The 14,401-nt window shown below is 73.5% G+C and carries 16 protein-coding genes; 9 read left to right on the top strand and 7 right to left on the bottom strand.

The features are described 5' to 3' along the window. Nucleotides 1–20: 20 nt before the first annotated feature. The 3 genes from hemC to hemB all read left to right on the top strand — a co-directional run bounded on the left by hemC (nucleotide 21) and on the right by hemB (nucleotide 3,761). Entirely contained in the window at nucleotides 21–1,049 is a 1,029-nt protein-coding gene (gene hemC / locus ABT238_RS02790; RefSeq protein WP_350755320.1) for a hydroxymethylbilane synthase, read from the top strand. Then, the gene (locus tag ABT238_RS02785; protein WP_350561619.1) at nucleotides 1,046–2,716 is read left to right on the top strand and encodes a bifunctional uroporphyrinogen-III C-methyltransferase/uroporphyrinogen-III synthase; all 1,671 of its coding nucleotides are present in this window, start codon (nucleotides 1,046–1,048) and stop codon (nucleotides 2,714–2,716) included. The genes hemC and ABT238_RS02785 overlap by 4 nt, the downstream gene beginning before the upstream one ends. 64 nt (nucleotides 2,717–2,780) lie before the next feature. Further along, entirely contained in the window at nucleotides 2,781–3,761 is a 981-nt protein-coding gene (gene hemB, locus ABT238_RS02780; RefSeq protein WP_350561621.1) for a porphobilinogen synthase, read from the top strand. A gap of 64 nt (nucleotides 3,762–3,825) precedes the next feature. Here the strand turns inward: hemB and ABT238_RS02775 are convergent, their stop codons facing one another. The 3 genes from ABT238_RS02775 to ABT238_RS02765 form a co-directional block, all read right to left on the bottom strand. Then, nucleotides 3,826–4,089 (bottom strand): hypothetical protein, encoded by a 264-nt coding sequence (locus ABT238_RS02775; protein ID WP_350561623.1) that lies wholly within the window; start codon nucleotides 4,087–4,089, stop codon nucleotides 3,826–3,828. A gap of 121 nt (nucleotides 4,090–4,210) precedes the next feature. Then, entirely contained in the window at nucleotides 4,211–4,555 is a 345-nt protein-coding gene (locus ABT238_RS02770; protein WP_350561625.1) for a rodlet layer protein, read from the bottom strand. Nucleotides 4,556–4,643: 88 nt separating this feature from the next. Then, nucleotides 4,644–4,988, bottom strand: coding sequence for a rodlet layer protein (locus tag ABT238_RS02765; protein WP_350755318.1), 345 nt, complete (start codon nucleotides 4,986–4,988; stop codon nucleotides 4,644–4,646). 309 nt (nucleotides 4,989–5,297) lie between these two features. On the opposite strand from ABT238_RS02765, the gene ABT238_RS02760 reads away from it, so the two are divergent. Beyond that, nucleotides 5,298–5,954 carry a hypothetical protein gene (locus tag ABT238_RS02760; RefSeq protein WP_350561629.1) on the top strand — a complete coding sequence of 219 codons (657 nt, stop codon included), beginning with the start codon at nucleotides 5,298–5,300 and terminating at the stop codon, nucleotides 5,952–5,954. Between the two features lie 74 nt (nucleotides 5,955–6,028). Here the strand turns inward: ABT238_RS02760 and ABT238_RS02755 are convergent, their stop codons facing one another. From ABT238_RS02755 to ABT238_RS02745, 3 genes are all read right to left on the bottom strand, one after another. Next, nucleotides 6,029–6,397: a hypothetical protein gene (locus ABT238_RS02755; protein ID WP_350561631.1), complete on the bottom strand. Its 369-nt coding sequence runs from the start codon at nucleotides 6,395–6,397 to the stop codon at nucleotides 6,029–6,031. A 118-nt stretch (nucleotides 6,398–6,515) separates the two neighbouring features. Beyond that, entirely contained in the window at nucleotides 6,516–6,824 is a 309-nt protein-coding gene (locus ABT238_RS02750; RefSeq protein ID WP_350561633.1) for a chaplin, read from the bottom strand. Between the two features lie 111 nt (nucleotides 6,825–6,935). Beyond that, on the bottom strand, nucleotides 6,936–7,178 hold the full coding sequence (locus tag ABT238_RS02745; protein WP_350561635.1) for a chaplin: 243 nt from the start codon (nucleotides 7,176–7,178) through the stop codon (nucleotides 6,936–6,938). Nucleotides 7,179–7,654: 476 nt separating this feature from the next. Between ABT238_RS02745 and ABT238_RS02740 the strand changes: the two genes are divergently transcribed. The 4 genes from ABT238_RS02740 (at nucleotide 7,655) to ABT238_RS02725 (ending at nucleotide 12,041) form a co-directional block, all read left to right on the top strand. Next, entirely contained in the window at nucleotides 7,655–7,894 is a 240-nt protein-coding gene (locus tag ABT238_RS02740) for a chaplin (protein WP_350561637.1), read from the top strand. Between the two features lie 298 nt (nucleotides 7,895–8,192). Then, nucleotides 8,193–9,515, top strand: a complete 1,323-nt coding sequence (locus ABT238_RS02735) for a putative hexosyltransferase (RefSeq protein WP_350561639.1) — start codon at nucleotides 8,193–8,195, stop codon at nucleotides 9,513–9,515. A gap of 96 nt (nucleotides 9,516–9,611) precedes the next feature. After that, entirely contained in the window at nucleotides 9,612–10,112 is a 501-nt protein-coding gene (locus ABT238_RS02730) for a MarR family winged helix-turn-helix transcriptional regulator (protein ID WP_350755316.1), read from the top strand. 171 nt (nucleotides 10,113–10,283) lie between these two features. Beyond that, nucleotides 10,284–12,041, top strand: coding sequence for an LCP family protein (locus ABT238_RS02725; RefSeq protein WP_350561644.1), 1,758 nt, complete (start codon nucleotides 10,284–10,286; stop codon nucleotides 12,039–12,041). Nucleotides 12,042–12,108: 67 nt separating this feature from the next. On the opposite strand, the gene ABT238_RS02720 is transcribed toward ABT238_RS02725, so the two are convergent. Then, complete coding sequence (locus ABT238_RS02720) at nucleotides 12,109–12,738, bottom strand: hypothetical protein (protein ID WP_502884156.1); 630 nt, start codon at nucleotides 12,736–12,738, stop codon at nucleotides 12,109–12,111. A 320-nt stretch (nucleotides 12,739–13,058) separates the two neighbouring features. On the opposite strand from ABT238_RS02720, the gene hemL reads away from it, so the two are divergent. Further along, the gene (hemL, locus tag ABT238_RS02715; RefSeq protein ID WP_350561646.1) at nucleotides 13,059–14,387 is read left to right on the top strand and encodes a glutamate-1-semialdehyde 2,1-aminomutase; all 1,329 of its coding nucleotides are present in this window, start codon (nucleotides 13,059–13,061) and stop codon (nucleotides 14,385–14,387) included. Nucleotides 14,388–14,401 lie beyond the last annotated feature (14 nt).

Genomic DNA, 14,401 nt, shown 5'->3' with positions numbered 1-14,401 from the left:
ACCACCGGGACGATCACCTCATGAATGGTCAACCGCTCACCGGCCACACGTCGGACGCCACCGCGACACCCCTGCGGCTCGGCACCCGGCGCAGCGCGCTCGCCATGGCCCAGTCGGGCATGGTCGCCCGCGAGGTGACCCGCCTCACCGGACGCCCCGTCGAGCTGGTGGAGATCACCACCTACGGCGACACCTCCCGCGAGGCGCTGGCGCAGATCGGCGGCACCGGGGTGTTCGTCTCCGCGCTGCGCGACGCGCTGCTGGAGGGCCGGATCGACTTCGCCGTGCACTCGCTCAAGGACCTGCCGACCACGGCCCCCGAGGGCCTGGTGCTGGCGGCCGTCCCGCAGCGCGAGGACAGCCGCGACGCCCTGGTGGCGCGCGAGGGCCTGGCGCTCGGCGAGCTGGTGGAGAAGCTGGCCGGCTCCGGCCGCGCGGCCCGGGTCGGTACCGGCTCGCCGCGCCGGATGGCGCAGCTGAACGCCTGGGCCCGGGCCAACGGCGTCCGGCTGGAGACGGTCGCGATCCGCGGCAACGTGGACACCCGGATCCGCTTCGTCACCTCCGGCGAGCTGGACGCGGTGGTGCTGGCCACGGCCGGCCTGAACCGGCTCGGCCGGGCCGCCGAGATCACCGAGCACCTCGACCCCGAGCTGATGATCCCGGCTCCGGGCCAGGGCGCGCTCGCCGTCGAGTGCACCCCCGCCGCTGTGCTCCCGGACGGGAGCGGACTGGCCGCCGCGCTGTCGGCCCTCGACCACGCCCCCACCCGGGTCGCGGTGGCCGCCGAGCGCGCCCTGCTGTCCACCCTGGAGGCCGGCTGCTCCGCTCCGGTCGCCGCGCTGGCCGGCTGGGAGCACCAGACCGAACTGCGGCTGGAGGGCGTGGTCGGCACCGTCGACGGCGCCACCCTGCTGAAGATGTCCGCCCACGGTCCGATCGTCCTCGACGAGACCGCCGAGCAGCAGGCGGCGGCCCTCGGCCGCGCGCTGGCCGCCCGGCTGCTCGACGCGGGCGCGGCCGCCCTGATGGGGGAGCGAGCCCGATGAGCCCCACCACCGCCACCGACGGCCCGTTCCCGGCCGACAGCCCGTTCGGGGGCACCGTCCCCGCCACCGGCCGCTGCACCTTCCTGGGCGCGGGCCCCGGCGACCCGGGCCTGCTGACCCTGCGCGCGGTCGAGGTGCTGGCCTCCGCCGACGTGCTGGTCGCCGACCCGCTGACCGCCGCCGCCGTGCGCAGCCACTGTCCGTCCGGCGTGCAGGTGCACGCCCCGGGCGCGGAGGGGCCGGACTTCGACCTGGCCGACCTGGTCGCCGAGGCCGTGCGCTCCGGCAAGCACGTGGTGCGGACCGTCGACGGCGACCCGGGCCTGGACGGCTGCGCGGCCGAGGAGATGCTCGGCTGCGCCGGCGCCGGGATCGCCTTCGAGGTGATCCCGGGCGTCGCCCAGTCGGTCGGCGTACCGGCCTACGCGGGCGTGCCGCTGCGCGGCGCGGCCGGCACCGACGTCCGCTTCGTGGAGGCCGCGGCGCTGCTGGCCGGCTCCCCGGTGGACCTGGGCGCGCCGGAGACCACCCTGGTGGTGCGCACCACCCTGGGCCAGCTGCCGGCCACCGCCAACGCGCTGGTCTCCAACGGCCGCAAGCCGGACTCCGCGCTGAGCGCGACGCTCTCCGGCACCACCACCCGCCAGCGCACCTTCACCGCGACCCTGGCCTCCATCGCGGCGGACCTCAAGGCCGCCCGGGTGCTGCCCTCGCCGGTCTCGGCCCCGGTGGACCCGGCCACCGCGGTGATAGCCGTGGTCGGTGAGCAGGTCGCCCACCGCGCCTCGCACTCCTGGTTCGAGACCAAGCCGCTGTTCGGCTGGAACGTGCTGGTGCCGCGCACCAAGGAGCAGGCCTACGGCCTCTCCGAGCAGCTGCGCTCGTACGGCGCGGTGCCGCAGGAGGTGCCGACCATCGCGGTCGAGCCGCCGCGCACCCCGCAGCAGATGGAGCGCGCGATCAAGGGCCTGGTCACCGGCCGCTACGAGTGGATCGCCTTCACCTCGGTGAACGCGGTGCGCGCGGTGCGCGAGAAGTTCGAGGAGTACGGCCTGGACGCCCGGGCGTTCGCCGGGATCAAGGTCGCGGCGGTCGGCGAGAGCACCGCGCAGGCGCTGGTGGACTTCGGCGTGAAGCCGGACCTGGTGCCGTCCGGTGAGCAGTCCGCGGCCGGGCTGCTGGAGGACTGGCCGCCGTACGACCCGGTGTTCGACCCGATCGACCGGGTGCTGCTGCCGCGCGCCGACATCGCCACCGAGACCCTGGTGGCCGGCCTGGTCGAGCTGGGCTGGGAGGTCGACGACGTGACGGCGTACCGGACGGTGCGCGCCTCGCCGCCGCCGGCCGAGACCCGTGAGGCGATCAAGGGCGGCGGTTTCGACGCGGTGCTGTTCACCTCGTCCTCGACCGTGCGGAACCTGGTCGGCATCGCGGGCAAGCCGCACAACGTGACGGTCATCGCCTGCATCGGTCCGGCCACCGCCAAGACCGCCGAGGAGCACGGCCTGCGGGTCGACGTGATGGCCCCGGCACCGTCGGCCGCCGCGCTGGCCCAGGCACTGGCCGACTTCGGGGCCAAGCGCCGGGACACCGCGACCGCCGCGGGGGAGCCCGTCTACCGCCCCAGTGAGCGCCGTCCCGGCTCGCGCCGCAAGGCCGCGCGCTGACGTAGAGACCGGGGGCGGCCCGACCGCCGCCCCCGGCACCGCACATCGTCCGGAGAGAGAAGCCGTGTCCGCCGAATTCCCGTACGTCCGCCCGCGCCGCCTGCGCTCGACCCCGGCGGTGCGCCGGCTGGTCGCCGAGACCCGGCTGCACCCGGCGGAGCTGATCCTTCCCGCCTTCGTCCGCGAGGGCATCACCGAGCCGAAGCCGATCTCCTCGATGCCGGGCGTGGTCCAGCACACCCGGGACAGCCTGCGCAGGGCCGCGGCGGAGGCCGCCGAGGCGGGGATCGGCGGCATCATGCTGTTCGGCCTGCCCGAGGTGAAGGACGCCGACGGCTCCGAGGGGACCAACCCGGACGGCATCCTCCAGCAGGCGATCCGCGACGTGGTCGCGGAGGCCGGCGACCGGCTCGTGGTCATGTCGGACCTCTGCCTGGACGAGTTCACCGACCACGGCCACTGCGGCGTGCTGGCCGAGGACGGCTCGGTGGACAACGACGCCACCCTGGAGCGCTACGCCGAGATGGCCGTGGTGCAGGCCGAGGCCGGCGTCCACATGGTCGGCCCGTCGGGCATGATGGACGGCCAGATCGCGGTGATCCGCCGGGCGCTGGACGAGGCGGGGCACCAGGGCGTGGCCGTCCTGGCCTACACCGCCAAGTACGCCTCCGCGCTGTACGGTCCGTTCCGCGAGGCCGTCAACTCCTCGCTCAAGGGCGACCGCAAGACCTACCAGCAGGACCCGGCCAACGCCCGCGAGGCGCTGCGCGAGCTGGAGCTGGACCTCGCCGAGGGCGCCGACATGGTGATGGTCAAGCCCGCCATGCTCTACCTGGACGTCCTGCGGCAGGTCGCCGACGTCTCCCCGGTGCCGGTCTCCGCGTACCAGATCTCCGGTGAGTACGCGATGGTGGAGGCCGCCGCCGCCAACGGCTGGATCGAGCGCGAGCGCACCATCCTGGAGACCCTCACCTCGATCCGCCGGGCCGGCGCCGAGCAGATCCTCACCTACTGGGCCGTCGAGGCCGCCGCGCTGCTGAAGTAGGGCCGCGCGCGCCGAAGGCCGGGCCCCTCCGACGGGAGGGACCCGGCCTTCGGCGTGCCCGCCGTCAGTCGCCGAGGTGGGCGAAGCCCTCCACGCCGCCGACGAGGTCGGTGGAGGTGGCGGCGCCGAAGCCGTGGGCGCCGGTCTTGATGTGCGAGGTGTGGGCGACGCCCCACCACTCGCCGGCCGCGAACACCGGGTCGGCGGAGGCGACGAACTCGCCGCCGCCGGCGAGGCCGACGTGGGCGGACGCCGCCGGGGCGGCGAGGCCGGCCAGCGCCAGCGCGCCGATGGCGGTCAGGGTGATCTTGCCCAGCGTGCTCTTCATGGATCTGCCCTTTCTTCCGGAGCGCCCGGTGCGGACGCTCTGCTTGTGGGGGTGTGCCCGGACGCCCGGAGGGCCCGGGGACCAGACGTCCCCGGGCCCTCCGTCGCGCCGTGCGGCTGGATCAGCCGATCAGGTGCGAGACACCCGCGTCGCCCGAGGACTGGGTGTTCTGGCCGACGTTGCAGATCTGCTTCGGGGTGCTGTTGAGGATCGGAACCTCGACCGGGACGGCGATGCCCAGGACGCCGACCGCGACGTTGTGGATCTCCGGCAGGCAGATGTTCGCGTTGTCGAGGGTGTGGAAGTTCGGGCTGTGGTCGCCGTGGGTGCCGGTCTGGTTGGTGCCGCCGTTGCCCTGGGCGGAGACGGCGGCGCCGTCCGAGTCGGCGATGGCCGCGGCCGAACCGGCGGACATCGCGATGGCGGCGGCGGCCAGGCCGGCGGCGGCGAGGGACTTCTTGATCATTTCGGTGTTCCTCTCGGGGGGTGAATCGGGGAGCGATTCGAAGGTGGTCGGTTCGGTCGGAAGGGGTGACGCTGCCGGGACGGGCGGGTCAGCCGATCAGGTGGGAGACGCCCGCGTCGCCCTTGGACTGGGTGCCCTGGCCCTGGGTGCAGTACTGCTTGCCGCCGCTGTTGGCGATCGGAACCTCGACCGGGACGGCCACACCGAGCACGCCGACGGCGATGTTGTGGATCTCGGGCAGGCAGATGTTCGCGTTGTCCAGGAAGTGGAAGTTCGGGCTGTGGTCGCCGACGGTGCCGGTGAAGTTGGTGCCGCCGTTGCCCTGGAACGACCCGGCGGCGCCGTCCGCGTCGCCGATGGCCGAGGCCGGCGCCGCGGCGGCGGCCAGCGCCGCGGCGGCCAGGCCGGCGGCGGCGAAGGACTTCTGGATCATGGGGAGATCCCTCTCTGAAAAGCTCGGTTTCCGTGCGGTTTCCGTGCGTACAACGCGTACAACGCCCAGACCCGGTCTGCGGTCACTGACGTTCAGATCAAAGAATCACGGCACGGAAGGTTACGGGGATTTTGGAAAAGAGTCCGGGAGGCGCGGCGGGCAACGGTTTCCGGTCGGATTATTAACCCGAAGTGGTTAACCGTCGCTATCGGGGACACCGCTCGCTCGTTGAGCCCGTTGCTTTCGGCTGCGCCCGCGCAGCCGTCTCCCCATGGATCTCCAGTACGGACAGGCAGAACGGTGAAAAGCATGAGGTTCTCCAAGCGGGCCGGCGCGATGCTGCTGGCGGTCGGTGCGGGCGTGCTCGCCTCCCAGGGGGCGGCGTCCGCCGCCCCGGTCAGCCCCGAGCAGGTCGGGGCGCTGGAGGACCAGCTGGCCACCCAGCAGGTGCCGGTGGACATCCCGCTGGCGCCGCTGGACAGCCGGATCTCGGCCGGCATCCCGTCCTCGCTGCTGATGCCGCAGGCGCCCGGCCACACCACCGGGGACGCGCTGATCCCGGAGCGCATCGTGCCCGGGGTCGACATCGGCAAGGTCGGCCCGACCGCCAAGGCCGAGCTGCCGCTGCCGCTGCTCGACCGGGGCACGGACCTCGGCGAGCTGCTGCTGGACGCCCCGGCCGCGCCGCTGCACGCCGAGACCCCCGGGATCGGCCTCGGCAAGCCGCTCTCGCTCGTCGAGGACGGCACCGGCCAGCTCGCCGACGGCCGGCTCAAGGTCGGCGAGATCGACCCGCGGCTGCTGACCGGCGCGGTCCAGGCGGTGCCCGGCGCCAAGGCCACCCTGGGCAACGAGGACGAGCGGATCTCGGTGACCGACTCGGTGGGGAACCTGGCCACCACGGCGACCGCCACCACCACGGGCGTCGTCCAGGAGAGCGGCGTGGCCGGTCTCGCCCAGCTCTAGGACTCCTGCGCGACGGCGAGAGCCCGGCACCCCCTCGCGGCGGGGTGCCGGGCTCTCGCGCGTGCGGCGGCGGCTCAGCCGGGCAGCACGCCGAGCAGTCCGCCGACCAGCGGCAGGTCGCGCGGGCCGCCGCCGGCGCTGAGCGGGCCGGTCAGCGTCCCGGTGCCGATCGGCCCCAGGCCGGAGTTCTCCGGCTGGACGGTCGCCCCGTTGTTCAGCACGTCGGCCGAGGAGTTGGCCCACGGGTCCAGCCGCAGGTCCTTGAGCGGCGCGATGCCGTAGCCGAGGCCGGTCGTGGTGCCGCCGAGCGCCTGGGCCAGGTCGGTCTTGGTCAGCGCGGCGCCGCCGCCTGCCGGGGCCGCGTGCGCCGCGCCCGCGCCGCCGAGCAGCATCGCGGCGCCCAGGGCGGCGGCGAGGCCGGCCCCGCTCTTCGTCGAAATCATGGGCAATCACCTTCGGGGGGAGGGGGTCCCGGGCGAGCCGACCGCGCCCGGGTACGCCGAACCGCCCCCCGGCCGTGGGACCGGGGGGCAGTGCGGAGGGAACGCGTGCCGATCGGGATCAGCAGTCGTCCTCGTCGTGGTGCTGGTGCTCGTGGTGCTCGTGCTCCGGGGCCTCCTGCTTCGGGGCGTCGGCGTTGATGCAGGTGTTGCCGAACGCCGGGTTCAGCAGGCCGACCAGGTTGATGGAGTTGCCGCACAGGTTGATCGGCACGTGCACCGGGACCTGGAGCTGGTTGCCGGAGACGACACCGGGCGAGCCGGCGGCGACGCCCTCGGCACCGGCGCTGGCGGCGGCGCCGCCCGCCGCACCCAGCACCAGGCCGGCAGCGGCGGCGGAGAGGACGGCGGCCTTCTTCACGTTCTGCATGGGGGTTGATCTCCTCGATCACACGCGGGTTGAGCGGGCCGCGCCCCGCCCGGTGGCGGAGTGCGGCACGAGGGCGGGGAAGCGGTGGCCGCCGGTTCGGTGGCCGCCGCTTCAGCCGGCGTTGACGCAGGTGTTGCCGAACGCCGGGTTCAGCAGGGCGATGATGTCGATGCTGTTGCCGCAGAGGTTGATCGGCACGTGCACCGGGACCTGGATCTGGTTGCCGGAGATGACACCCGGGGAGCCGGCGGCGACGCCCTCGGCACCGGAGCTGGCCATCGCGCCGCCGGCCGCACCGACCACCAGGCCGGCGGTGGCGAGAGACAGGACGGCGGCCTTCTTGAGGTTGCGCATATGTTCTTCCTCCGTATTCTTCCCGACCGTCTGTGGAAATAGTCGGGAGCCGGGCGCGGGGAAATCCTGGCCCGTTGGCTTCTGGAAATGCCGTGATTGTCACTCGGGCGGCCCAGCTGGCGCGTGTCGCCCATGGCTCGGGCGATGAGCGGCCGCCGCGGCACCGTGCGCCGCGAATTCCTCCCGCACGGCCGGGAGGCATTCGAATCGACGCGCGACCGGGAGAATTCCGGACGGGTTTGGACCGGCGGCGGATCTCCTCGTCGTAGCGGGGCGGGTGGAGCGTGTTCCGACTGGAGAACGAGGCAGGGTGCCGGCGGAAACGGCCGGATCCCGGTGTCACCCGATTGCCCGGCCCCGGGGTTCCGTTCCTCCGGACGGGTGACAACCGGGGTGCCCTCGCAACCGGTCCGAGCGGGTCTCGTTGGAGATGTCGCACTCCCCGTGCATCTCTGTCGAACAGTCAGGAGGCTCCCATGAGCATCAAGAAGACGGCCGCCGTCGGCGCCGCTGTGGTCGGCATCGTCGCCGCAGGTGCCGGCACCGCGATGGCCAGCTCCGGCGCGGAGGGCGTTGCCGCCGGTTCCCCCGGCGTCATCTCCGGCAACCAGCTGCAGATCCCGGTCCACATCCCGGTGAACCTGTGCGGCAACACCATCGACATCATCGGCATCCTGAACCCGGCCTTCGGCAACACCTGCGTCAACAACGGCTGATCAGCCGCTGGTCCGGCCGGTGCGAGCCGCCGCTCCCGTACACCCCTCCAGGGTGTGGGGCGGCGGCTCTCGGCGTTCCCGGGGCCGCGCCGGGTCCGGTCGCCGGTGCGCCGGCCCGGCTCCGGCGGCCCACCGGGCCCGGCGCCGTCCACCCGCACGGTTGATCCGTCCCCGACCTGCCGTCCGTCCGCCGGGCGGGCTCCCCGCCCGTCCGGCGGCGGTCGTGTCGTAGGCTCGGCCGGCGTCGCGCTGTCGGTCGGCGCACCGGTCACGAGTGGGGCGGGGAGTACCAGAGCTGATGAGCGCGGCATCGAGCACCGAGTCGTCGGGCGGTGGCGCGGGCGTGCCCCCGTCGCCCGCCACCCCGTCGACGCAAGCCCCGGAGGCTTCGGAGGCGTCGGAGACTTCGGGGGAGCGGGCGGCGGAGGGACGGGCCCCGGGCCGCTTCGGCGCCGCGGTGGACCGCTACGCGCCCGCGCTCGGCGCGTACGCGGTGGTCAAGGCGACCGGCCTGACCGTCTTCCTCCTCCTGCTCTCGCACACCGAGGACTTCCTGAAGAAGGACGCGGGGCGCGGCGGCGGCGCCCGGCCGTGGGACGTGCTCGGCACCTGGGACGGCATCTGGTACCAGCGGATCGCCGAGAACGGCTACGACCCGCAGCTGATCCCGCTGCACGGCTACCCGCTGGCCACCTACTACGAGAACTCCTCCGCGTTCTTCCCGCTCTACCCGTGGCTGATGCGGCTGGTCGGGACGGTCACCGGGCTCGGCCCGTACGGCTCGGGCATCGTCGTCTCGGTGCTCGCCTCCTTCGTCGCCGCGGCCGGCATCTTCGCGGTCGCCGAGCGGCTCGGCGGCTTCCGGGCCGGCGTGATCGCGGCGGTGATCTGGGGTCTGTTCCCGGGCTCGGGCGTGGAGTGGGCGGTCTACTCGGACTCGCTGTTCGTCGCCCTCTCGGCCTGGGCCTGCTACTGCGTGATGACCCGCCACTGGATCGCCGCCGGGGTGCTCGCCCTGGTGGCCGGCCTCAACCGGCCGACCGCGGCCGCGCTGATCGCGGCCGTCTCGATCTCCGCGCTGGTCGCCCTGGTGCGGCGCACCGACGGGGTGGCCCGCCCGCTGACCGCGATGCTGATCACCCCGTGGGGCCTGCTCGGGTACGTCGCCTGGGTCGGCTACCGGATGGGCGACTGGACCGGGTACTTCAAGCTCCAGCGCGGCGCCTGGAACCGCTACTTCGACTGGGGCGCGTCCACCGCCCGCAGCACCCTGGACACGGTCACCGGTCACTGGACGTTCTGGCAGTCCAACCCGGCGCCGGACCTCATCGCGGTGGGCCTGCTGATCGCCCTGCCCGGGCTGCTGGTGCTGCTGTTCCGGCTGCGGCCGCCGCTGGTCCTGGTGCTCTACACGCTGCTGACCGTCTTCATGGCGCTGAGCAGCAACCAGATCTACGGCAACATCTCGCGCTACCTGCTGCCGGCCTTCCCGCTGTTCATCGGTCTGGCGGTGGCGCTGCGCCGGCTGCGGCCGTCGACGCTGGGCGGCCTGGTCGCGATGCCGGCGGTGGCGGCCGGCTGGTACGCGGGCTACGCCCTCTTCGAGCTCGGCATCCCGTAGGCCGCCGGGGGCCCCCGGGCGGGCCCCCGGGAGGGCCCCTCCGGCAGGCCCCGGCCCCCGGTTCCCGGCCCCGGAGGGCCGCGTAACCTCGACGGCATGACGACCAGCCGCACGCCGCCCGTGCGTCAGATCCGCGACCTCTCCGGTCTGCTGGACCACGCCAGCCACGTCCTGGCGACCCGGATGGCGGCGGCGTTCACCGAGCTCGGCGTCACCCCGCGCGCCTACTGCGTGCTCTTCCACGCCCTGGCGGCCGAGCGCACCCAGATCCAGCTGGCCGAGCTGGCCGGCCTCGACAAGACCACCATGGTGGTGACCGTCGACGAGCTGGAGCGGGCCGGACTGGCCGAGCGCCGCCCGGCCGAGGCCGACCGCAGGGCCCGGATCGTACGGGTCACCGAGGCGGGCGGGCGGGCCGTCGAGCGGGGCACGGCGATCGCCGACCGGGTGCACCGGGAGGTGCTGGACACGCTGCCGCCGGACGAGCGGACCGTCTTCGTCAGGGCGCTGACCCGGCTGGTGGGAGGGGGAGGGGCGCTGGCCGATCCGGTCGGGGGCGAGCGGACGGTGCGCCGGGCCCGCCGACCGCGCGGCTGAGGGCCGCGCCGCCGCCCGGAGCTCAGGCCCGGGCGCGGCGGTAGTCGGTTTCCGGTCGGCTTGTATGCTCCACCTGGCGCCAGGGGGGACGTCCTGGCCGCTGATCGTTCGATGGCACAGCCGTGAAGAGGTGCGGGGATGTCGGGTCGCCGAGACAGGAGTCAGCCCAGCGTGGCCCGGCCGCGTCCGGAGGGCTCGACCGGCTCGGCGGGTTCCACCGGTGCCCGGAGCGGCTCGTCGGGCGGCGAATCCACCGGTTCGGTGCCGGCGCCCCGGCCGGGCGGCCGGGCCGAGGCCCGGCGGGCGGCGCAGTCCAAGGGCGGCCGCGGCGGGCAGGGCGGCGACGGCGGGGCGGCCGGTCAGGGTCACCGCAGGGCGGGCGGGCGCGGCAAGAAGCCCCAGCGCAACGTCAAGAAGATCGTCGGCTGGACGGCGGTCGGCGCCCTGGTGCTGATAGCCGGCACCGGCGGCGCGATCTACTTCAAGCTCAACGGCAACATCAAGACCATCGACTCGGACGCGCTGAGCAAGGACCGCCCGCCGGAGGCCGCCGCCGACGCCAACGGCAACAAGCCGGTGAACATCCTGCTGATCGGCTCCGACAGCCGCGGCGGCAGCAACTCCGACCTCGGCGGCGGCGACACCGACGGCGCCCGTTCGGACACCACGATCCTGTTGCACGTCTACGCCGACCACAAGAACGCGATCGGCGTCTCGATCCCGCGCAACACCCTGGTCACCATCCCGCCGTGCAAGCTCCCGAACGGGAAGTGGACCAAGGAACAGAAGGGCAAGGACGTCCTGTTCAACGCCGCGTTCACGGTGGGCGAGTCGCCGGACGGCAACCCCGCCTGCACCCAGAACACGGTGGAGAAGCTCACCGGCATCCGGGTCGACCACACCATCGTGGTCGACTTCCAGGGCTTCGCGGCGATGACCAAGGCCGTCGGCGGTGTCGAGGTCTGCCTGCCCAAGGACATCTACCAGAGGGACCTCAACGAGAAGCTGCCCACCAAGGGCTCCCTCGTCCTGAAGAAGGGCCAGCAGAAGGTCGAGGGCCAGCAGGCGCTCGACTACGTCCGGCTGCGGCACGGCATCGGCGACGGCTCCGACATCGGCCGGATGAAGCGTCAGCAGGCCTTCATGAGCTCGATGATCAGCACGGTGAAGAAGAAGGGCCTGGAGCCCACCACCCTGCTGCCGCTGGCCGACGCCGCCACCAAGTCGCTGCGCGTCGACGAGGGGCTCAACACCGTCGACAAGCTGATGTCCTTCGCCCTGTCTCTGAAGAACATCGACCTGCACGACCTCAAGTTCGTGACCCCGCCGTGGCGTTACAACGAGGCCAACCTCGACCTGGTGAAGCCGGACGCGGACCGGCTGTGGGAGGCCATCCGCGCCGACCGCACCCTGGACGGCAAGGACGCCACCGGCCAGCAGCCCGACGCGCCCGCCACCCCCGAGGCGCCGGCCACCCCGGAGGCCCCGCCGACCACCACGGCCCCCGCGCACACCGCCCCGGCGGCCCCGGTCAAGGTCGCGGTCTACAACGGAACGACCGTCAACGGCCTGGGTGCCAAGGCGGGAGACGCCCTGAAGGCGGCGCAGTTCACCGTCACCGGGGTCAACCAGGCGAAGTCCACCAACAAGGCCACCACCACGATCGAGTACGGCGCCGGGCAGAAGGCCAACGCCGAGAAGGTCGCCGCGCTGTTCCCCGGGGCCACCCTCGCCCCGATCTCGGCGGCGGGCATCAACGTCGTCCTGGGCAAGGACTACGCCGACGCCAACGGCGGCGCCGGCACCACCGCCCCCGGCGCCTCGACGGCCCCGGCCGCACCCGCCCCGCTGCCGACCTCGGTCACCGAGGAGGCCCGCTCGGCGGACGACGACATCTGCGCCAACACCACCTACGGCTCGGGCGGCTGATCCCCCGTGGGCACGCGGGAGGGGCCCCGGCCGACCGGCCGGGGCCCCTCCCGCGTTCACGTGAAGGTCAGGGCCAGACCAGGCAGTACAGCTGGTGGCCCGCGTCGTGCAGGCGGTTGGCGAAGTCCTGCCACTCGTGCAGCATGCTGTAGATCACGAAGGCGTCGCGCGGGCCCCGGCGGTCGGGGACGGTGGACCAGATGAAGGCGGCGGCGCCGAGTTCGGTCTCGTCCGCCTTGCGCAGCGGTTCGACGACGTTCTGCGGCAGCTGGACGACGGCGTAGTCCGGGTGCAGCACGACCAGTTCCAGCGGCGGCACCTGGTGCAGCGGCACGCCCTGGATGCCGGTGAGGACCATGGCGCTCATGGTCTCCGGCTTGATCTTGGTGGAGAGGTGGCCGTTGGGGGAGCCACTGGTCTCCATCAGGTCGCCGAGCCGGCCGAGTGAGCCGAGCTCGCCCGCGTCCAGTCCGAGCCCGCCCGGCCCGAGGGCGGTCGGGACCCGGGCCGCGGTCGCCCGGTCGGGTGCGCCGAAGTACTTGTACGTCACCCCCACGCGTCCCTCACCCCGCCTCTCACGGCCACGGCCGCTACGCCCCGTTCCCGCTCCCGTACCCCCGCGTGCGGCCTCGGTGGGCCGGCGGGGGCCACCCGCGGCCTCGTCGTGGCCGTCCTGCGCCTCGGACACTCGGACCATCCTCACCGGAATTCGCCGGAATCGACAGACCCCCGCACGTCCGTGTCCCTCCGGACGTGCTCCTTACCCGTCATGCGCCGCCGTACCCAGTCGCGGTACGCGGCAGTCCTCTCCACACCCCTGCATCGACCCGGAGCGCCCGTCCGTCCTCGCGGCCGGAGGAACTCCGGAGACACTCTGGGTACATAGTCTGACTGGTCCGGGTAGCCGGCGCAGCCAGGGGTCCCGTTGTACGGATAACCGTACAGACTCGGGCGCCCGGATCATCGTTCCAGATGATGAGGTCCGACATGCAGAGGTGAAGGACACGATTTGAGACCATGTCTCCCGTGAGCTACCCCTACGAAGCACCCCAGTCCCAGTCGCTCTTCGACCGCGCGTCGGTCGTGACGCCCGGCGGCGTCAACTCGCCGGTGCGCGCCTTCCGCGCCGTCGGCGGCACGCCGCGCTTCATGGTGTCCGGCACCGGCCCCTATCTGACCGACGCCGACGGCCGCGAGTACGTCGACCTGGTCTGCTCGTGGGGCCCGATGATCCTCGGCCACGCGCACCCGGACGTCCTCGACGCCGTGCAGCGGGCGGTGACCCGCGGCACCTCCTTCGGTACCCCCGGCCAGGGCGAGGTCGAGCTGGCCGAGGAGATCGTCGCCCGGGTCGCCCCGGTCGAGCAGGTCCGCCTGGTCTCCTCGGGCACCGAGGCCACCATGTCGGCGATCCGGCTCGCCCGCGGCTTCACCGGCCGGGCGAAGGTCGTGAAGTTCGCCGGTTGCTACCACGGCCATGTGGACGCCCTGCTGGCCGCCGCCGGTTCCGGCGTCGCCACCTTCGGCCTGCCGGACACCCCGGGCGTCACCGGCGCCCAGGCCGGCGACACCATCGTGCTGCCCTACAACGACCTCGCCGCCGTCGAGGAGGCCTTCCGGGCCCACCCCGGCGAGATCGCCTGCGTGATCACCGAGGCCTCGCCCGGCAACATGGGCGTCGTCCCGCCGCTGCCCGGCTTCAACGGCGGCCTGGCCCGGCTCTGCCGGGAGAACGGCGCGCTGTTCATCTCCGACGAGGTGATGACCGGCTTCCGCGTCTCCAGGGCCGGCTGGTACGGCCTGGAGGCGGCGAACGAGGGCTGGGCGCCCGACCTGCTGACCTTCGGCAAGGTCATGGGCGGCGGCTTCCCGGCCGCGGCCTTCGGCGGCCGCGCCGACGTGATGGCCCACCTCGCCCCGGCCGGCCCGGTCTACCAGGCCGGCACCCTCTCCGGGAACCCGGTCGCCACCGCGGCCGGCCTGGCCCAGCTGCGCGGCTGCACCGACGAGGTGTACGCGACCGTCGACCGGGTCGCCGGCGAGGTCTCCGGCCTGGTCTCCGCGGCGCTCGCCAAGGAGGGCGTGGCGCACCGGCTGCAGACCGCCGGAAACATGTTCTCGGTGTTCTTCACCGAGGACGCCGTGACGAACTACGCCGAGGCGAAGACCCAGGAGGCGTTCCGCTTCACCGCGTTCTTCCACGCGATGCTCGCCGAGGGCGTCTACCTGCCGCCGTCCGCCTTCGAGTCCTGGTTCGTCTCCGCCGCGCACGACGAGCGGGCGCTGGAGCGGATCGCCGCCGCCCTGCCCGCCGCCGCCCGGGCCGCCGCCGAAGCCACGGCCTAGGCCCCTTACGAGTC

It is taken from the genome of Kitasatospora sp. NPDC001527 (genome assembly GCF_040298605.1).
Taxonomy (GTDB): domain Bacteria; phylum Actinomycetota; class Actinomycetes; order Streptomycetales; family Streptomycetaceae; genus Kitasatospora.
Note: the sequence above shows the minus strand (reverse complement) of the source record. Positions and strands in the feature narration are given on the sequence as shown.